Genomic DNA, 18,760 nt, shown 5'->3' on the forward strand with positions numbered 1-18,760 from the left:
ATGGTAATTACCACAACCTTATTTGCAGGACTTGCTGATTTTTTTGAGCACCACAAAGGAGATATCGCTAGTAAAATGGCTGCCAGCGCCGGTTATGACATCTTGAAAAAGAGCCTCAACTTCAAAGGTCTGGCTGCAAAAATCAAAGGTTACTTTAAAAAAGAAGAACAGGCGGATCAATTTATCGAACAGGTTTGTAACCAACCCGTTCAGGAAGGAGAGGATCCACAAGCGGCTCTACGTAAGACGTATGAAAAATTTACAGGTGAAACATTTCCATCGGAATTTCTGCAGGATTTAAAGACTTGGTTTGCGGACAATCGTGAGGCAATCCAACAGACAACCACTGTTAGTTTCAGTCATTCATCTGGTTTCAATATAGGTGCACAGCAAGCAAAAGGAAATATTTATAACGTTCAAGGTGACTACAATAAGGGCAATGAGCGAAAAGAAGATTGAAAAACAAGAAAGCGGACGTGACATCTACAATGTGCTGGGTGATTTCAATAATAACGGTGGTACCGTGCAAATTGGAACACTAATTCTTGAAAACAGTGCAGGAGCGGAAAGTGCGCTATTCAAAAGCGAACAGAAAAAGTTAGCAGCGAGTTATTCCACATCCTACTTAGATTTCCTTAAAAAGCAATTTGAAACCAAAACGCTTATTGAACGCCCCCTTGTAAATGAGATTTGGCAAAAGCTCTCGGCTGTCTCCCAGTTGCTGTTGACGGGTAAACCTGGTTCCGGTAAAACATGTGCTTTATTTCAGCTTTCTTCTTTGGCTCCTGAGGCCATTTATATTTCCATTCGGAAGCGGCCAATACTTAGCGTCGTCAATCACCTGATAAATAAAATACGAATAAAGCAGCAGGACACGCTTCTGTCGGCAAGCGATCCGGAAGAAGCGCTAGAGATCCTACAGGGTTTGCTACAAGGGAGTGAAATGGTTTTCTTTATTGATGATTGCGAAGCAGAACCCAGTATTGCATCCCGCTTGATTTCGCTGCACAAGGCTAGCAACCGTTTTATTTTCGCATCTCGCGATACGACTTCATTTGAGAGCACCAGCATTGAAGCCTTTCCTGTTACGGCTTTTTCAGAAGAAGAAACTAAAGACTTTCTTGCCCGTAACGCCATCGTTTTGGACTTGCTTCCTTTCTCTGAATTATACCGGGCTTCCGGGGGTAATGCGCTTTATCTTTTCTATTTCTCCAAATACCAGATCCGTCCCTTACCGATTGATGTCACTACTTACCACAAAGCCATTTGGGCAGACCTGTCGCCCGAAGAACAAGAATGCCTTATCTACGTTGCGCTCAGCTATCGCGGCCTACGTATAAACGATCTTTCGCGGGTAATGGGTGATGCAAGATTGACCGATACAACCCAGCGCTTAGCCAGGCTGGCAAGCCTTATCAATAACGAGGAAGGCCGATTACAAATCTTCCATCCTGCGTTTACCGAATATGTCCTAGAACGGATTCGGCAGGAAGGACTGTCAACTGCCTACAGTGAAAAACTGGGAAATTATTTATTGGAGCAAAAGCGCTTGGTGGCCGCGGCTTGGCTGTTGATCGATTCGCAACCCGAAAAAGTGAACGAGTTTGGATTGGAGGCGATGTCGGCGGTCATCATCACCGGCGATTTGCACTTTGCCGTAAAACTGATTTCGACGCTGTTGCAGTACAAACGACCCCGGTTGGAAGAAGGCTACCTAGAATACCATCTCTCCTGCGTGTACCGCTTCTTACATCAAGAAACATTATGCGATCATCATCTTCAGAAGGCAATTACACTCTTTAAAAAAGTCAAAGATAAAACTTGGTTGCTGGCTGCAGAAATGGTAAAAGCAATGAATCTGGTAGAAGAAGGAAAAAGAAGCGAAGGGTTGGCACTCGCGGATTCTATATTCGAACGGGCTGAAAAGTACGGGGACCGGTTTAAAGGACGAAATCTGGTCAATCTTTCCAAGATTTACGTTGACTTATCCGAATACAAAAAAGGAGCTAAAGCAAGCAAAGAAGCGTTTGATTTATTCGAGAAGTTGAACGACAGAGAAGGGATGGTGTCGAGCCTTGCTAATCTTGCTTCCTGTCTCGCAAAAATGGACGATTATTCGGACCTCGCAGAATCCTATGCGCAAAAGTTGCTAGAAGTAACACATTCCGCGGTCGAATTCACTGTAAAACTGATAGCCTTAAATATTCTTACATCTATCAACCGGCAAAAGCAGCGGTATGGGGAAGCCAAAAAATACGGATGGGAAGCAGTAACTCTCTGCCAGCAATACGACCTTCCAGACAAACTGATTTTAAACCTCATTAACTATGGCAACATTATAAGGGATGAAGAAGATATAACCGGCGCAAAGGCAGTTTACGAAGAAGCACTTGTTCACGCCAAAGAGCTTGGGCTGAAAAAAGAAGTAGGGCGCATTAACCGAATACTTGCTGCTATCTACTATGATTTGGATGAACTGGACAAGAGTATTGAATTTTCGGATAGGTCTATAGCAGCTTGTAAACAAGTGAGCTACCAGTACGGTATAGCACATGCGTTGGAAGAAAAGGCCAAGGCTCTGGCAAGGAAAGAAGAAAAGCTCGGTGCTGCTACCGCCTACGAGGAAAGTGCCCGGATATTTTTGACAATTGAAAATTTTTCAAAAGATACCAAGAGCAGCTTTACAAAAGCCATACAATACTATTTTGAAGCAGGAGCCGTAGAAAAAGCCAACAACCTGATCTCACTTTCTATCACGGACGTGCCGAACAATGATGCGATAGCAATAGAGCAGTTGGTGAGAAACCCCGCAGACCTCAATGTTAAATATAAAATCCATGAAAGTTTCCAGAAACTTGCTGCTAAGTACGGAGAGGCCGATTTTAATCAGAACACAATCCGCAAGTTCTTGGTGTATTTAGACTATTGCCATAAGAATACGAAGACAGCCACAAAAGAATATTACGAAGTCCTTGCCACACTCGCGGGATGCCTCGCTACGAACCGTTTTGCTTTAACCACACTTGGCATTCTTGTAGAACAATCACGCACTCTCTTAGATACCGATAGCCTTGTAATGTTGTTTGCAGTCATCGAAAAAAAATTGCCAGGCTTTTATTACCGCGAAACTTATGAAGAAGCTATCCTGTTGGCTTCCGTTACCACCGACTTGAAACTAGAAATACACATTTCGAAGGACGATCTTTTAGGTTGCAAATTGGGACTGACGGCTGCCTTATTCTTCTTTGCGGCCCCAGAATTGGTTAGCAGCAGAAAAAAGCGAGTCGAATCATTTTACAGGTTGTGGATTGTTAACTTGCAGGAACTCATTACCGGTGACAACAGCCTTAAAATACCTGAGTCAACCTTCTCGCAACATAGCCAAACGGTTATGCTTTCGTCACGTCAGCCCGGTTTAGGAGATTCGGTGTGTATAAACACAGGATACGAAAAAGCAGGGGATCTTATTCTCCATCCAAATAACAAATGCCTAATGTATTTTATCGGGATGTTGGCCATGCAAATGACGGCCCATTTTTACAAGGATAAAAAGGGGCTAAACGGTAATGCTCATAAATACGTACCCCGGAAACTCGCTTATTTTTTTGACTATACGAACATTGAAGAGATCAATAACCTCGACAAAGAGTTCGGAATTAATCTTGAAAAATTAGACCTAACACCGAATGGAAACAAAAAATAGACGATTAGAGTTTACATCCGCTATAAAATATGCTTTTGCTCTTCGTTTTGGCGCACCCTATTCGCCTAATGATGTGCCAAATATAGGAATCGTTTTTGGCGGCCCGAAACTAGCTACTCTGTGCCAAGAGTATATAGACGGAGCCTATGACAACGATGAGTTGAGACTTGATATTGTTCCTGGTTTTGTGACAGCGAAGGTCGAATTAAAGGAAGTGAACAGCGATAAAACTGTATTTGCTGCTGAACTCAATTACGATGGGCCGGAGTTAATGAACTTTCAAAACAAAACACCCTACGATGGCCGAGTAGCGTTGATTTTTGGTTTTAAACGAAGCTGCGACTATTATGTTACCGGCAATGCAAATGATAAAGTAGAAGACTTTTCTCCAATTGTATTAGCCGGCTTTAGTATTCATCAATAAAAGTTCGTTCTCGAATTCTGAGCAGAACAACAGTAACGTAAAGAATCGTGCTTCATACTTTTCAAAGCAAGAGGAATCGAAGAAGTTTGTAGGAATTATTGACCCTTTTTGAACATTACAGTCCCAAAACTGCCAAAACCTTCCCATTTCTGCCCAAAACGGACATTTGTAGCCCCAAGGGTTGAAAACTCGAACTTTTTGATTCAAGATTTACGGCAATTGTGTCCATTATTGGGTATTTCCGGGTAAAACCGACCAGCAAAAAGTTCGAGTTTTTCGAGGTCTATCCAAAATAAATGTGAGCCAAAAGAGAGTCCAAGACGAACGAAATTCTCTTGTTGCGAGAATTGCAAGCCGTACAAGTGAGTGACACAACAGAAGTTCAATCAGGGCGTTGTAGCTGGTAAAACAAAAAAGGAACAATCGCCTTTACAGCAATTGTTCCAATCGGGGTATTTCAATGATTTTACTTGTAGCTGTTATATTCTTCGTCTGACACCGGTTGCATCCACTCTACTACTCCGTTTTCTGTATTTGGATTGATAGCAATGTGAGTAAACTCGCTATCTCTTGAAGCACCATGCCAATGAACAACGTTTGGGGCAATTCTTATTACATCTCCCTTATAAAGCAACTGTATTGACTTTTCTTTTTCCTGATAATAACCAACACCTGCTGTAACTATGAGTATTTGTCCTGATGGATGTTTATGCCAATTGTTTCTTGCACCTGGTTCGAATACAACATCGCTAATGATGGTGTTATATGTTGTATCATCGGGAACTAAGTTCTTTACCCATGCTGTGCCGGTAAAATAATCGGCAGATGCTTTCTCGCCTTTTGGAAAAATGCTTTTGTCGTTTTCTGTACTCATACTGTTTTTTTGTTTACAAGCTGCCATCACAACAACCAATACAAATAGCAGCGTAAGTTTTACTTTATTCATGTTTCACTCACTTTCGGTATTTTATTCTTCTTAACTGTTTTTCAGCGAAGCCATATCAATAACAAACCTGTACTTTACATCACCCTTTACCAGACGTTCGTATGCTTGATTGATATGTTGAATGTTGATCATTTCTATGTCTGAAACGATATTGTGTTTACCACAGAAGTCGAGCATTTCCTGTGTTTCAGCAATACTTCCAATTGTTGATCCTGCAAAACTTTTACGTTGAGGAATTAAACTGAATGCAGCCACTGGAAGAGGATGTTCGGGGGCACCTACCAAAGCCAAAGTGCCATCAACTCTAAGCTGGCTTAGGTACTCGTTGATGTCGTGACTTGCAGAAACGCAATCCAACACAAAATGAAGTTTACCGGCATAACGTTGCATCTGGGCTGCATCCTTGGACAGCACCACATCATCTGCACCCAATCGTTTTGCATCTTCAACCTTTGACGGCGAAGTAGTAAAAACAATCACTTCTGCACCCATTGCTTTTGCGAATTTCACTCCCATGTGTCCTAAGCCACCAATACCAACTACCCCTACTTTCTGACCGGGACCAACTTTCCAATGCTTCAATGGAGAATACGTAGTAATGCCTGCACAAAGCAAAGGCGCAGTTGCGGCAAGGTCAAGGTTTTCAGGCACTTTTAAAACAAAGTTCTCGTCTACTGTAATGCTTTCTGAATAGCCGCCAAATGTGTGACCACCCAAAAACTTGTCGGGAGAATTATAAGTTAACGTATTGCCTACTTCACAGTATTGTTCCAAACCTTCCTGGCAGTAATCACACTCCCTGCAGCTATCAACCATACAACCAACTGCTCCTATATCACCCACCTTAAACTTCTTCACATGGTTGCCAACGCTTACTATCCTACCAACGATTTCATGTCCGGGAACACAAGGGTAAACTGTTCCATGCCATTCATTTCTTGCAGTGTGCAAATCAGAATGACATACACCGCAAAAAAGAATTTCAATTTCAACATCGTGTGGTGTCGGCTTTCTTCTTTGAATATTTAATTGATTTAAAGGTGCTGTTGCCGCCTCTGTACCAAATGCTTTTACCGGTCTTGCATCAACGGTCTTTCCACCTTCTGCTGCGATTGCTGTTTCCATTATTTATTAGTTTATGTTATTGAGTTTTTGTTTTACTGAATTAATTAGGCAGGATCTATTCTAACCGTTGCAGTACGACTACGGTTGCTAATCATTGGTGATAAATATGGGCTTGTGCTGTACTTCGTCTTATATGCCTCGTCAATTGCATTGTTTATATCTCCCTGCACAGGTTCAAATCTTACTTCTTTGGTCATACCTGCAGCAATAATCTTTCCTGCTTTTCGACTTAATGCTGCTTTGTACCATTTTGAGTTAACACCGTTATAAGCTCTAACATATAGATTGCCTTCTACAACTACTTCCCAAATCCAGGTCGGAGTACCATAGGTTTTTCCATCTTCCCGTAGAGGGGAAATATGCAGATCATCTGCTTCATCAATGCTTTTGAGTTCGTCTTCTGTGAATTTGTTATTTATAGTAAGTGACATTTATTTTTATTTTTCGGTAATTGGATAGCACGGGTAACTTATGTTCTCATTTAAGTGACAGGTTATTTCTTAACCATATTCTGTTGTAAGAAGTTGTCAACAATATCAAATGCTTGCTTTGTCCAAAATTCAGAACTGCCGTGGTCTGCACCTTTCAATTGGTAAAACTGATAACGATACTTTTTGCTCTCGAGTGCATCAGCCATTAATACACTTTGCTTAAATGGCACTAACCTGTCTTTAGAGCCATGCATTATTAATATTGGTGCTGCTGTCTTTGGGTCTTTTACGTAATTGATAGGATTTGTTGGTGCTGCTTCTGGTTTGTTCTCAAGCACATTCTTACCTCCAATTAATTTACCTTCCGGGCTTTCGGCACTAATATGATCCCAGGTTGAAGGTTCATAGTTCATTTGGGTAATATCTGTAGGACCATAGAAATCTACTATAGCATTTACTTTTATAGAATACTGATCAAGGTCTTTCGTATCCAATTCAGGATTGTTCTGTGTTAAACCGACCATTAAGGCTGTATGCCCACCTGAACTGTCGCCCCAGACAAAGACATTGTCAACATCTATATTAAATGTGTCAGCATTTGCTCTCATGAAACGTATAGCAGTCTTGGCATCTTGTAGCTGGGCGGGAAACTTTGCAACAGAAGATGGTCTATACTCAACAATTGCTATTACGTAGCCACGTTTTGCGAACTCTGCTAATTGAGGTAAATTATGGTATACATCCTGCTTCATCCAGGCTGAACCCTGAACGTAAACAATGCAAGGCATCTTTTTCTATGGAGTAACCTTTGGTTCAATAATTTGTAACGTCAAATCCATTCCATCACGGGTAATGTATTTTACATCATGTTTATAGCTTACCAAAGAAGTATCTATACTGATGTTTATAACTTTCATGTTTTTTGACGCAGCTTTACTTTCTGGAAAATCTTTCAGAGTATAGGGCTTAGGCGGAATGGGTTTTTGATCTTGTGCAAATCCATTTAGAGAAATCAAACAAACCAATGTTGATAGCACAACCTGTTTCAAAATTTCAAAGGCATTTTCATTGAACTGCCAAAAGAATATGTTTTTTGAATTATTGCTTTTGTGAATATAGTTTTCCATCCTATTGTTATTTTATGTTGTTATATTCTTCATCCGTAACTTTATCAAACCACTTCACTATTCCTTTTTCACTGTTTGGAAGAATATAGATTTGACTTACATCACTATCTTTTGATGCACCGTGCCAATGAACTACATCAGGCGGACATTTTACTACATCACCTTTTCTGACTACCTGAACGGGCTGACCTTTAATTTGATGATAACCTACACCATCTGTAATGATTAAAATCTGACCGCCGGGATGAGAATGCCAAACGTTTCTTGAACCTGCTTCAAATTGTTCGTTACCAACAACCGTTGTGAACGTAGTATCGTGTTCAACCAAGAGATTATGCCACGACTTACCGGTGATAATGTCCGAAGACAATAAATCACCTTTCTTAAATATTGCATTGTTGCTCTCATTCTTCTTTTCCATACAACCAAAATTTAGCAATGCTGTTGCAGCTATTGCGATTAGAAATGTTCTTTTCATTTTTTGACATTTTTTGCTTCTTGTACCGATTCTATCCTGACATCCAAGGAGCCTTGTCTATTGAAAACATCTATTCCACCGTCCAGTTTGCCCAATACAATTAATCCTTCTGAATAAGGAAATTGTTTGTAGAACAAAGCCAAGTTTCCCCAGGGAGCATAAATTGTAATATCACCGGGAGATGGTTTATAACCTGCAGGTGCATCTTTCGTTGTAAGTTTCTTTGGCAGGTCACTAATCTTCTCTGTGTTGTTGTAATCAGTCAACGTCAAGGATAGTGGCAGAAGGGAAACAAAATCTTTGCTTGTTGAATTGTCATATAGCGAAGCCGTATAAATATTGTCATCAACAATTATTCTTAGTCTCATAGTATCACTTTTTGAATTGGTCTGCTGAACAATTTTGTTTTTGCTGCTGTTGCAGGCAAAGAGGCTAGTGTTAATCAGCATAAACAACATCAGAGATAGTAGTTTCATGTAGAAATGCATTTAAACCTTGCCTGCTTTCAGATGTTCGTTAAAGAAGGATGATAGCTTGTCAAAAGGTATCAAGTCGGTTCTGTCGTACAAATCAATGTGTCTTGCACCTGGAACAACATATAGCTCCTTCGGCTGTGCTGCTCTGTTATAGGCATCGTCGCTAAACATCTTTGAAAATGCTTTTTCACCAACAACAAAAAGAATTGGACGGGGTGAAATGGTGTATACGTCATCCAGCAGGTGGAAGTTAATTAACGACATATCGCTGGTAACTGTAAAAGCACCTTTTGAGTTTGGATGATGCCCACGTTTCATTCCATAGTATTCAAAAAACTCACTTGCCATTGGGTCTAATCCTTCCGGTACTCTATCTACGGGGTGTGCCGGGAACTCTGGTGTTAATTGTGCCGTTCCATTGTCAACATCCTTCCAACGCTGTTCTGCAAGCTGGTCAAGGTGTTTTTTTCTTTGGTCTCCGGTTAAGCTCATTCGCTTAGCAAGGCTCATGTCTACCATACTTGAAGTAGCAACGGCTTTAATTCTTGTATCTACCTGTGCTGCTGCTAATGAGAAAGCTCCGCTACCGCATAAGCCAATCACACCTATTCTTTGCCTGTCAACATAAGGAAGTGTTCCGAGGTAATCAACTCCAGCACTGAAGTCTTCTGTAAAGATGTCTGAAGAAGCTACCCTACGGGTTGTACCACCACTTTCTCCATTGTAGCTTTCATCAAATGCTATGGCAACAAAGCCACGTTCTGCCATTGCCTGGGCGTAGATACCCGCTCCTTGTTCTTTTACGCCACCGTAAGGTGTACCTACTATAAGGGCTGCATAGTTCTTAGTGGTGTCAATGCTTTTTGGCAGATATAAATCTGCAGCAACAGTGATACCATACCTATTAGGGTAAGTAACACTTTGTCTTGTTACTTTATCGCTTAGCTTAAAAGTGTAATATTCTGTTTGCGCTGTCTGTGTCATTATGAATTTTTTTTCTGTTTGTGTTTTCTGTGCCAGCACCTGACTACAGAAAATGAGCCACACTGCTATTAAAATTGAAATCTGTTTCATTTGCCAATAACTGTTTTAGTTGCGGAGTTTCCAATCTCCGCTGTTTTGTTCTGGCTACCCAGTTTCAAACTTTGGTTAAAGAATGTTGTTAGCTTATCAAAGGGAATAACATCCAGCTTGTCGTACAAGTCAACGTGAACAGCGTTCGGAATTATCATTAACTCTTTTGGCTCTGCCGCAGCTTTATAAATGTCCTCACTGAAATACCTGGAATGTGCATTTTCGCCAGCTATCAAAAGCATTGGTCTTGGTGATATTTCCTTTAGGTATGTTAGAATTGGCATATTCATCAACGACAATGACGATGTTGCTGCCCAAGCTCCATTTGAGTTTATCGAACGAGGGTGAAAGCCCCTTGGTGTTTTGTAATAGTTCTGATATTCTGCAATGAATGCAGGTTCCTTACCTGTCAATTTATTTGGCAGGCTTCGTGAACTATCATAGAATGGTGTTCCGTTTTCAGCATCTTTCCATCGCTGTTCTCCGAGTTGTTCTAATGTTTTAGTTCGTTGTTCCAATGTAACTACGTCATTGTACCCTTTTGAAGTTACTCGTGTCATATCGTACATGCTGGTTGTGGCAACAGCTTTTACACGTTTGTCAATGGCTGTAGCGTTTAATGCAAAACCACCAAAACCACAAATTCCGATGATACCAATTTTATTCCTGTCAACATTCTTTTGTAAGCCTAAGAAATCAACTGCTGCACTGAAATCTTCCGTATTAATGTCCGGTGAAGCAATATTTCTTGGTTCGCCGCTGCTCTCGCCGGTATAGGATGGGTCGAAGGCAAGTGCAGCAAATCCACGTTCTGCCATTTGATTTGCATACAGTCCGGAAGATTGTTCTTTAACCGCACCAAAAGGACCACTGATGGCGAGTGCAGCCAAAGGTTGAGCCCCATTTTTTGGCAGATATAAATCGCCTGCTAAGGTGATACCATAACGGTTCTTGAAGGTTACTGCCTGCCGGGTAACTTTATCGCTTAGCTTAAATGTATAATGCTCTTTTTCTTCTTCTTGTTTCATATTTTTTGTGTTTAGACTATTCGATGTTTGAGAATATGTCTGTCCTACTATAAAAAGTGACAGAAGAAATCCTACAGTTGTCTTTATCATATTTCTATTGCTTTAATTAATTGATTTAATGACTTTCGCCGGCACTCCGCCCACAATGGTGTTGGCAGGTACATCTTTAGAAACTACTGCACCCGCAGCAACAACACTGTTTTCACCAATGGTTACTCCGGGTAGTATAGTAGCACCTGCACCTATCCATGCATTTTTCTTGATGTGAATATGACCAGGTACGAGTGATTGCCTATCGGCGTGATTAATCGGATGTCCTTCGGATAAAAGGCTGACTTTGGGAGCAATCAGTACACCATCTTCAATGGTAATTCCGCCTAAATCAAGGAATACACAATCAAAGTTGATAAAGACGTTCTTACCGATTTTTGTGTTCTTACCATAGTTGATGTACAGCGGTGTAAATACAGCAACGCTTTCGTCAATCGTTGAACCTGTGATTTGGCTTAGGACATCCCTAATTTCTGCCGGGTCAAAGGAGTTGTTTAGCTGAACCAACAACTTCTTGGTAGCATAAGACGCATCCCGCAATTTGTAGGCTTCAGGGTCATTAGGCGGGATGGTTTCGCCATTTCTTAGGCGTTCAAAAATGTCTTTGTTATATTGGTTTGATAACATAAAGCAAAGGTCTTACAGTTTATGCCCTTGCTGATAACGATTATCAAACCAATAATTAAGAAATTCAAACTTCCTGTAGTCTTAACGTTTTGGGATTTGTGCCGGTTAGTCTTTTGAAAAAGTTGTTGAAATAGGTAGCGTATTCAAAACCAAGTGCATAGGCAATGTCCGCAATATTCCAGGCGGTGTGCTGTAGCAATGCTTTTGCTTCGCTAACGATGCGTTCGGTTATATGCGTCGTCGTTGATTTGCCCGTTACTTCCTTCACAGCACGGTTCAGGTAGTTGACATGGACGTGTAGAGCATTGGCGTAATCCTGTGCCGTTTTGAGGCGCAAGGGGTTATCAGCACTCTCAATGGGAAACTGTCTTTCAAGTAGTTCAAGAAAAACAGCGGTGAGGCGTGAAGCAGCATTTTTATGCTGGTCATAATGTTCTGATGGTTGAAGTTTTAAGGCTTCATGGATAATAAGATTAATGTAGTTTCGTATCAGGTCATCTTTATAGATATAATCGCTCTTCTGCTCCTCTATCATCTTTTGAAAGATGGTATTGAGAAACAACCTTTGCTGTTCGTCAATCTTTAAGACAGGTGTACCGCCAATCTTAAACAAAGGAGAATTTTGCAGGCTTTCAGTACGGTCGGAAGATTTGAAAAAGTCTTCAGAAAAAAGAACAGTGTAACCTACATAAGTGGTGGAAATAGTCTCCCAGGAATAGGGAATGTGGGGATTGCCGAAAAACAAAATAGTGCCTTCCTGCTCAAAACTTCTATCAGCATAATGGATCTTACTTTTCCCTGTGGTTAGACAGATTTTGTAGAAGTCCTTTCTGCTATACGTCTTTGTGGCGCTGCCATCAGCTTCTATCTGAAATACATTAAAGCCTTTCAACTTTAGTTCATTGTTGAACTCCGAAACCTGCCGCAGATTTTTGTTTTCCATACAACAAAGTTAAGAAAATCAAAACAGCAGGAATTGCTAAAATCAAAGAATGATATGCTTTTTCAAGTGGAATGAACAATTCGTTTGGAATAAAAAAAACCAAAAAGGAATCGAACTTATAGCTTGGTATAACTATCCTTTTTTGACCATTACGGTCCCAAACCTTCCCATTTCTGCCCAAAACGGACATTTGTAGCCCCGGCGCGAATCGAACATTTTAGTATGTCGGGAAATGGTTCAGAAATTCAGCAATAGCTTCCAAATCTCCCAGTAATTGGTTCGAGTTCTGTAATGCTTTTTCGACAAGAGTGGCAAATTTTCTGTATTGTGTGGTGGCTTAGCTACTGCAAGCTGAAGCCAAAAGTAAAAGGTCAGTTATTGGTTAATAACGACAATTGCTGAGTATCTTATTCTTTGGCTGCAAGGATTTTAAAAACAGGCTATGTGTTGAGCTTTTTTATTGCCCTGGTTTGATTAAATTTGGCTATAGTTCTTTTCATTCTGTTCCTTTGCCCTTAGCTAAGAGATGAGCGAATTGCATTGGAACTTACAGTTAAAATTTCCAAGCTGTTATGAAGCAGTTGGCCTGTGCTTATCGAAGATCACAGCTTCAAGTCGGACACCAATTGCGACGCCATTTTATGGTGAGTCAATCGGTGAGTCTACGATACGAAAAAATATAAGTAGGTGAAAGTCATCTTATTATAAGGCACTTTCGAATCCTGTCTTCCCGACCCTTAAAGCCTTGGTTTTCAATAACTAAGGCTTTTTTGTTTTCTATAATGCGTTCAGGCGTGGTCCGCTGATTTAAAACTTTGGGACGCAAATGGGCCGCAGAAATTTAAAAGGCACCGTAAGTATTTGTAAAGACAAGAATACAATACGACTCCGGTGGCGTTACAACTCGGAACGATACTCACTCAACCTATTCCTTTACAACAAGCAGAACCTGCTTCGGGCAAAAAAAATCGCGTTTACTATTGAGCACGATTTATCATCAGGTGGTTTTGACCCGAGCCTGGATGCTTATAAAGTTTTAATTGCACCAACTCCAAAGGTGCAACCAACTTCTCATCTCCACACTCATGGTCCTACCCAAAATTGCCTACTTGACGAAAAACAAATTCAGCCCGCATCACAGTTGAACCTATTCAACGAGTTTGAACAATACATCAAGGCAAAGTCCATGGACCCTTACTCAGATGACCTGTCCAGCTATTACACGCAGACCAGGGCTATGATTAAAAATTGGGGGAACATTGACCCGGAGCATACTCCAGTGTACCTCAACAAAGAGCGGTTCGGTCCGAAAACATTTAATGACCGCCGGAATTGCCTGTTCAAATTTTTTAACTGGCTTACCCGAAAGGGTAAAATAACCAGTAATCCGCTGGCGGAGGTAGCAACAAAAAAGAGAGTACGAAACGCCGACCAGCGCAAGCCATTCACCGAAACGGAGGTGTCAACGATTTTGGATGCGCTGAAATACGACCGGTTCAAAAAGAAATGTTCCCGCTATTCGCATGCACAATATTACCCCCTTGTGGCGTTCATGATGCAAACAGGTGTACGTAATGCTGAAGCTGTTGGCTTACAGGTAGGGGATGTTCTATGGGAGTCGGAAGAGGTGAGAATCTGCAGGGCGCTTGCCCGTACAAGTAAGGGTGCAAATGAAGCTGCACGTAGGGAGAAAGGTACAAAGACCAACAATGTGCGGTTTATTCCAATGAATGAATTTCTGTCGGCTTTATTGAAAAACCAATGTGCTGGCAAGTCGGCGACCGAGTTGGTTTTTACAAACCAGGCAGGCCGGATGATCGACGACCGTATGTTTTTGCGTAGAACCTTTAAGCCCCTGTTAGAAGCGCTGCGGATTCCCGAACGTGATCTTTACGCCTGTCGGCACACTTTTGCAACACGAGCAGTCCAGGCTGGGTTGAAAGCACATGAAGTTGCATACCTCATGGGCGATAATCTTCAAACGGTAATTGCCAACTACTACCACAAATAAAAAGTATCAATAGGCCTTCCGGCTTTTTTCAAACATCATATTTAACGTAGGAGCTATGAAAAGTAAAATATCCAAAACGGTAGTTAATAGCAGCACGGTTGCGGCTCAAAAATTGATTGCGCCAAGGCCTTTGGTGCCCCAAAGTAAGGAAGGTGCAGACAGATCTTCCGACCCAAAAAACTCTACCGCTAATGAGGAGGTAACAAGAACAACTATCGACATCCCCAAAAAAATGTACAAGGTTGTAAAGCGGCTCCTTTTGGAAGAGGATGTTTCCTTCAGGAGCTATGCGTTGGGCCTGATAATGGAAGACTTGAATAGGCGGGGCCTGAAGCCCTGATCAAATAAGTTTTAAGCCCTTGCCATGTTGAAATGTGGTAAGGGCAACTTGTTTTCACACAGCTACATAAGATGCCTAACGCAACAACATTACCTCGCCCTGGTACGAACTCTTTTTCCCATCCAGGTCGGTCATGGTAATCATCCAGATGTAGTTGCCATTGGGTTGGTCCATGTTGCGGAACCTGCCGTTCCAACCCCCAGCAGCATTGTTAGTCTTATACACTACCTGCCCCCACCGGTTGTACACCTCCATGTTGAAGGTTTTGATAAACTGCGGATGCTTTACCCGGAACAGGTCGTTAAGGCCATCACCATTTGGCGTAAAAGCAGTGGGCATGATCAGTTGGCAGACACCCGTTGAAACCAGAATGTCATCGGTATGGGTGCCACATTCATTTGTTACGGTTAAACGGTAGGTGCCCGGCTGCTGCACTTTAAATATGGGCGCATCGGAGCCATTATGCCAGCGGTAATTACCGTCCCTAACAGCCGGCGCAAGGTCAAAAGATTGTCCGGTGCACAACGTTGTGTCGCTTCCCAACGTAAAGCGTGGTGCTTGCCGGTATGCAATATTGATCGTGTCTGCAGCCGTGCATCCATTGAGGTTTACCACAACGCGGTAGCTTCCAGAATTGCTGACAGTTAGCGCTTCAGAGGTAGCACCATTGCTCCACAAATAAGTTGCGCTTGCGTTAAAGGCAGACAGTGCGACGGTCGACCCAGCACAAACGATTGTATCATTGCCCAATGCCACTTTCGGCGATGGCTTAGCAGTAACCACAATGGTATCAGCGGCGGTGCAGCCGTTTTGACTTACCTGGAGCCAATAGCGACCTGGTTGCGCAATAACAGAATTGCCCGTTGTGCTGCCCGTGCTCCATTGGTATTGAGCGCCGGGATGGGCAAATGAATAGCGGAGGCTTTGGTCAGTGCAAAGGGCTGTATCCTTTCCGAGATTAAAAGCCGGCAGGCTAAACTGTTGTACTGTTATGCTATCCCTTTTCACACAACCATTCACCCCGGTGGCTTGAACCCAATAAAGGCCAGCACCAATAAATGTGTAATCCGGCCTTGTCGTACCGTCCTGCCAGCGATAAGCTGCGATAGAAGGGTGGGAGATGTTTGCACTAAAGGATGCTGCTGCGCATATAGTTGTGTCTGCACCCAGCGAAAGGGTAGGTAAAGATTTATAAGCAACTTTTATTGTATCATATACAATACACCCGCCTTGCTCAACTTGGACCCAATAAACACCAGCATGCTTTACCACAAATGAGTCGAGTGTGCTGTTATCCCTCCATAGGAATGTGGCATTGGGTATACGTGGACGTAACACCAGAGTGCTGCCCTCACATACCGATGTGACCTTACCCAGGTTAAGTGCTGCGGGTGTTTGAAAAGTTACAGAAATGGTGTCCGCAACAACGCAGCTGCCGTTACTTACCTTGACCCAATATTTACCAGTTTTTTCTACCGTGATGGTTGGTGATGTTTCACCGGTGCTCCACTGGTAGGTAGCGTTCGTTATACTTTTCCCTAAAGTCAGTCGACTGCCCAAACACAGGGTGGTATCCGCTCCCAGGTTGATCCCCTGTGCATCTACATAATTTACGCGAACCGTATCAGACCGGTAGCATCCATTAGGCAACGCGACGCGAACCCAGTAAGTGCCTGGCGCAGTGACCTGCATAGTGCTTTCGTTTGACCAATCCTGCCAGGAGTAATAGTATTCACCAGTCAGCCCTGGTTTGAGCAGCAGGCTTTCGCCGCTGCACAAGGTTGTGTCCGAAGGAAGTTTGTATTCAGGCACACCCTGGATTTGACTTATCGTTATGCTGTCACGCTGCGGGCAGCCATTGTTGTTATACTCAGCCTGCATCCAATAGGTGCCAGGCTTTGAAACCTTGATGGTTGGTGTAATTGCACCGGTGTTCCAAAGCATGTCGGCATCATAAACACCGGCATTTAATTCAAGGGTGTCACCAGAACACAAGTCCTGGTCAGGTCCAAGATTAATCAGTGGGGTTGGCAATACAGTCACCTTGATAGAATCGGTCAGTATACAACCATTGCAATCGTTCTGGCGCATTTCTACATAGTAGGTTCCGGTTTCGCTGATTTCAAAACTATCCGCCAGGGCAGCGTTATAAAGCTGCCCGGTAAATTCAGATCTTGCTTTCCAAATAAAGATGGCATTCACTGCCTGCAGCTTCAACTTCAGCTTATTGCCCCCGCAGAATACGGTATCCTTTGGGTAAGCATGCAGCAGCCGTTTATCGGGATCCTTTACTTCGATCAATTCAGTTACCGTTTCCTCGGGCAAACCTCCTGTGGCGCCAACTGTTGCCGTTATGGTGTATAAACCCGGTGCACTGAAGCTGTGATGGGGGCGCACAGCATTTGATGTATTAGCAGCACCGCTGGCAGGATCGCCAAAGTTCCAGCGAACGCTTGTTACTGCTTCATTCGAAATTTTGAAACTGAGTGGCTCGGGAAAACAGCCACCGTCATAAACGATGTTGTTTTGTACGGCCTTGGCCAGTTCTTTATGGTAGAAGGTTGGCGCAATAACGATGTTGCCGTTTGCTTCGGGCATCCGGTGCGCATCGTAAAGGAAATTGGCCGAAGTACCAACGCGGTTAGGGTTCTGAATCTGCGAAACGATATAACCGGAAAAGGGCATGTGTATGCGCTTGTCGGCGCCCAGTTGTATGCGGCCCCAGCTGGCATCTGGTACGCACCGGGCATAGGATGATGACACCAAAACGCTGTAATCGGAAAACTGGGAAGAGTCTGTATAACAAAGGTTGTATTGCCGAACCGCTCCAAAGCCGTAGCCGCAGGGCTGCAGGCCATAAATGCGCGACATATAGCCGGTGTACAATAGCCGGTTGTCGGGAGAAAACTCCACCGACAAACTCGTTTCAAAGTACCCGATTCGTCGGTAGGTGCGCACCATGTTGCTGAGCGTGCCGGCGGCTGCATTAAAATTGAATACTTCCGTAAAACTCCATGTTTCAGCAAAATGAAAGGAATGGTCGCGGTAGGCTATGCCAGCAATCATTTTGCCATTGTGCGATGTTTTCAGATCGCGGAAGATGTAATCAATGGTAGTGGCTACGGTACCGGCATTGCTTTCAACCGGCGTTGTGGAAAGCCCTGCTGTGGTGATCCTGTAACTGCGGAATGTGGTGGTAGCCATTCGGTGCGTAACAAGCCACCCTTCACCTGGGTTGGCACCTGCGGCGATTGTGAAGCCGGCAGACAGCGCGGTATCCACTAATTGGTCGTGTGAAACAATATCACCAGTGCCGCCGTTAAGCGATAGGTCAACTACAGCATATTTCAGCCGCGAGGTGCTGTTGCGGTGGAAGCTGTCGCGCTGGGCGTAAAATAGGTAATACCTGCTGCTTTGAGGTATTGGAAACGCCAGCATCTTATCGTCCGAGCCAAGGTTTATGTTGGATGCCCCCGGCATGACCCGTAAATTTTTGTCGAAGACCTTTTCGCCGTCCGACATGAAAATCAAATTACCATTTGCATCAGAAATGGATGTAGAACCGGCAACCGGCTTGGGCACGGTAGAAAAATTGGGATACGGGGCATTGGCAATGCCTGAAGGCGTGACCTTCATGCCACTTCCGTGTAAAAACCAGTTTGCGGTTTCCTGCTGTGCCGATCCAGTATATGCGCAAGCACACAAAGCCCAGGTGAGCAGGAATAAAATGCAGGACCTCATAAGCAACAGCAATATAATAAAAGGATTACTGAACTCTGCAGTATATTCGGCCCTACGGGCTATTTCCGCTGGAGTAACCGCGTTAATATTCGCCTATAGCAATTGCTTGCAAACAATATGGCAGGCTGTATGTCGTCAAAAGAAAGTGGACTAGTTCTTAGAGAGGGTTTTGCTGGGTTAAGTTCGTGATTTTTGTTTGATTTTTAGTATGTCGTTGGTGAAAAAGATGCCTCCG

General features: G+C 43.0%; 17 protein-coding genes. 5 read left to right on the top strand and 12 right to left on the bottom strand.

The features are described from left to right. Genes DRJ53_RS18885 through DRJ53_RS18895 form a run of 3 tightly spaced genes read left to right on the top strand, consistent with a single transcriptional unit; the run spans position 1 to position 4,127 of the window. The gene (locus tag DRJ53_RS18885; protein WP_114237225.1) at positions 1-459 is read left to right on the top strand and encodes a hypothetical protein; all 459 of its coding nucleotides are present in this window, start codon (positions 1-3) and stop codon (positions 457-459) included. Further along, positions 440-3,703, top strand: coding sequence for a tetratricopeptide repeat protein (locus tag DRJ53_RS18890; protein ID WP_114237226.1), 3,264 nt, complete (start codon positions 440-442; stop codon positions 3,701-3,703). Before DRJ53_RS18885 ends, DRJ53_RS18890 begins: the two co-directional genes overlap by 20 nt. Next, on the top strand, positions 3,687-4,127 hold the full coding sequence (locus DRJ53_RS18895; RefSeq protein ID WP_114237227.1) for a hypothetical protein: 441 nt from the start codon (positions 3,687-3,689) through the stop codon (positions 4,125-4,127). Before DRJ53_RS18890 ends, DRJ53_RS18895 begins: the two co-directional genes overlap by 17 nt. A gap of 466 nt (positions 4,128-4,593) precedes the next feature. Here the strand turns inward: DRJ53_RS18895 and DRJ53_RS18900 are convergent, their stop codons facing one another. The 11 genes from DRJ53_RS18900 to DRJ53_RS18950 all read right to left on the bottom strand — a co-directional run bounded on the left by DRJ53_RS18900 (position 4,594) and on the right by DRJ53_RS18950 (position 12,433). Then, entirely contained in the window at positions 4,594-5,073 is a 480-nt protein-coding gene (locus DRJ53_RS18900; protein WP_241558626.1) for a (R)-mandelonitrile lyase, read from the bottom strand. A 30-nt stretch (positions 5,074-5,103) separates the two neighbouring features. Continuing rightward, positions 5,104-6,198 carry an NAD(P)-dependent alcohol dehydrogenase gene (locus tag DRJ53_RS18905; RefSeq protein ID WP_114237228.1) on the bottom strand — a complete coding sequence of 365 codons (1,095 nt, stop codon included), beginning with the start codon at positions 6,196-6,198 and terminating at the stop codon, positions 5,104-5,106. Between the two features lie 44 nt (positions 6,199-6,242). Further along, a complete protein-coding gene (locus tag DRJ53_RS18910) occupies positions 6,243-6,629 on the bottom strand; it encodes a DUF2255 family protein (RefSeq protein ID WP_114237229.1) in 387 nt (128 codons plus the stop codon). Between the two features lie 62 nt (positions 6,630-6,691). Then, positions 6,692-7,417 carry an alpha/beta hydrolase gene (locus DRJ53_RS18915; protein ID WP_114237230.1) on the bottom strand — a complete coding sequence of 242 codons (726 nt, stop codon included), beginning with the start codon at positions 7,415-7,417 and terminating at the stop codon, positions 6,692-6,694. Between the two features lie 6 nt (positions 7,418-7,423). Then, the gene (locus DRJ53_RS18920) at positions 7,424-7,756 is read right to left on the bottom strand and encodes a hypothetical protein (protein WP_114237231.1); all 333 of its coding nucleotides are present in this window, start codon (positions 7,754-7,756) and stop codon (positions 7,424-7,426) included. Positions 7,757-7,763: 7 nt separating this feature from the next. After that, positions 7,764-8,234, bottom strand: a complete 471-nt coding sequence (locus DRJ53_RS18925) for a cupin domain-containing protein (RefSeq protein WP_114237232.1) — start codon at positions 8,232-8,234, stop codon at positions 7,764-7,766. Further along, positions 8,231-8,710: a cyclophilin-like fold protein gene (locus DRJ53_RS18930; protein WP_162303929.1), complete on the bottom strand. Its 480-nt coding sequence runs from the start codon at positions 8,708-8,710 to the stop codon at positions 8,231-8,233. Before DRJ53_RS18930 ends, DRJ53_RS18925 begins: the two co-directional genes overlap by 4 nt. Positions 8,711-8,722: 12 nt before the next feature. Then, on the bottom strand, positions 8,723-9,784 hold the full coding sequence (locus DRJ53_RS18935) for an alpha/beta hydrolase (protein ID WP_114237233.1): 1,062 nt from the start codon (positions 9,782-9,784) through the stop codon (positions 8,723-8,725). Beyond that, positions 9,781-10,812 (bottom strand): alpha/beta hydrolase, encoded by a 1,032-nt coding sequence (locus DRJ53_RS18940; RefSeq protein ID WP_241558627.1) that lies wholly within the window; start codon positions 10,810-10,812, stop codon positions 9,781-9,783. The genes DRJ53_RS18935 and DRJ53_RS18940 overlap by 4 nt, the downstream gene beginning before the upstream one ends. Before the next feature lie 102 nt (positions 10,813-10,914). Further along, a complete protein-coding gene (locus DRJ53_RS18945) occupies positions 10,915-11,490 on the bottom strand; it encodes a sugar O-acetyltransferase (protein ID WP_114237235.1) in 576 nt (191 codons plus the stop codon). 64 nt (positions 11,491-11,554) lie between these two features. Continuing rightward, the gene (locus DRJ53_RS18950) at positions 11,555-12,433 is read right to left on the bottom strand and encodes a helix-turn-helix domain-containing protein (protein ID WP_114237236.1); all 879 of its coding nucleotides are present in this window, start codon (positions 12,431-12,433) and stop codon (positions 11,555-11,557) included. An 826-nt stretch (positions 12,434-13,259) separates the two neighbouring features. On the opposite strand from DRJ53_RS18950, the gene DRJ53_RS18955 reads away from it, so the two are divergent. Both DRJ53_RS18955 and DRJ53_RS18960 read left to right on the top strand, forming a co-directional pair. Continuing rightward, the gene (locus DRJ53_RS18955; RefSeq protein ID WP_114237237.1) at positions 13,260-14,444 is read left to right on the top strand and encodes a site-specific integrase; all 1,185 of its coding nucleotides are present in this window, start codon (positions 13,260-13,262) and stop codon (positions 14,442-14,444) included. Between the two features lie 55 nt (positions 14,445-14,499). Continuing rightward, positions 14,500-14,784 carry a hypothetical protein gene (locus DRJ53_RS18960; protein ID WP_114237238.1) on the top strand — a complete coding sequence of 95 codons (285 nt, stop codon included), beginning with the start codon at positions 14,500-14,502 and terminating at the stop codon, positions 14,782-14,784. A gap of 75 nt (positions 14,785-14,859) precedes the next feature. Here the strand turns inward: DRJ53_RS18960 and DRJ53_RS18965 are convergent, their stop codons facing one another. After that, a complete protein-coding gene (locus tag DRJ53_RS18965) occupies positions 14,860-18,420 on the bottom strand; it encodes a T9SS type B sorting domain-containing protein (RefSeq protein ID WP_162303930.1) in 3,561 nt (1,186 codons plus the stop codon). Positions 18,421-18,760 lie beyond the last annotated feature (340 nt).

Origin of the sequence: Paracnuella aquatica, from assembly GCF_003332885.2 — a bacterium.
GTDB lineage: Bacteria > Bacteroidota > Bacteroidia > Chitinophagales > Chitinophagaceae > Flavisolibacter > Flavisolibacter aquaticus.

Excerpts from the sequence above, each read along its gene's own strand:
- DRJ53_RS18890 (WP_114237226.1), top strand. The coding sequence starts at position 440 with ATGAGCGAAAAGAAGATTGAAAAACAAGAAAGCGGACGTGACATCTAC.
- DRJ53_RS18915 (WP_114237230.1), bottom strand. The coding sequence starts at position 7,417 with ATGCCTTGCATTGTTTACGTTCAGGGTTCAGCCTGGATGAAGCAGGAT.
- DRJ53_RS18965 (WP_162303930.1), bottom strand. The coding sequence starts at position 18,420 with ATGAAGGTCACGCCTTCAGGCATTGCCAATGCCCCGTATCCCAATTTT.
- DRJ53_RS18960 (WP_114237238.1), top strand. The coding sequence starts at position 14,500 with ATGAAAAGTAAAATATCCAAAACGGTAGTTAATAGCAGCACGGTTGCG.
- DRJ53_RS18940 (WP_241558627.1), bottom strand. The coding sequence starts at position 10,812 with ATGAAACAAGAAGAAGAAAAAGAGCATTATACATTTAAGCTAAGCGAT.
- DRJ53_RS18955 (WP_114237237.1), top strand. The coding sequence starts at position 13,260 with ATGGGCCGCAGAAATTTAAAAGGCACCGTAAGTATTTGTAAAGACAAG.
- DRJ53_RS18885 (WP_114237225.1), top strand. The coding sequence starts at position 1 with ATGGTAATTACCACAACCTTATTTGCAGGACTTGCTGATTTTTTTGAG.
- DRJ53_RS18930 (WP_162303929.1), bottom strand. The coding sequence starts at position 8,710 with ATGAAACTACTATCTCTGATGTTGTTTATGCTGATTAACACTAGCCTC.
- DRJ53_RS18945 (WP_114237235.1), bottom strand. The coding sequence starts at position 11,490 with ATGTTATCAAACCAATATAACAAAGACATTTTTGAACGCCTAAGAAAT.
- DRJ53_RS18935 (WP_114237233.1), bottom strand. The coding sequence starts at position 9,784 with ATGAAACAGATTTCAATTTTAATAGCAGTGTGGCTCATTTTCTGTAGT.
- DRJ53_RS18950 (WP_114237236.1), bottom strand. The coding sequence starts at position 12,433 with ATGGAAAACAAAAATCTGCGGCAGGTTTCGGAGTTCAACAATGAACTA.
- DRJ53_RS18905 (WP_114237228.1), bottom strand. The coding sequence starts at position 6,198 with ATGGAAACAGCAATCGCAGCAGAAGGTGGAAAGACCGTTGATGCAAGA.
- DRJ53_RS18895 (WP_114237227.1), top strand. The coding sequence starts at position 3,687 with ATGGAAACAAAAAATAGACGATTAGAGTTTACATCCGCTATAAAATAT.
- DRJ53_RS18900 (WP_241558626.1), bottom strand. The coding sequence starts at position 5,073 with ATGAATAAAGTAAAACTTACGCTGCTATTTGTATTGGTTGTTGTGATG.
- DRJ53_RS18925 (WP_114237232.1), bottom strand. The coding sequence starts at position 8,234 with ATGAAAAGAACATTTCTAATCGCAATAGCTGCAACAGCATTGCTAAAT.
- DRJ53_RS18910 (WP_114237229.1), bottom strand. The coding sequence starts at position 6,629 with ATGTCACTTACTATAAATAACAAATTCACAGAAGACGAACTCAAAAGC.
- DRJ53_RS18920 (WP_114237231.1), bottom strand. The coding sequence starts at position 7,756 with ATGGAAAACTATATTCACAAAAGCAATAATTCAAAAAACATATTCTTT.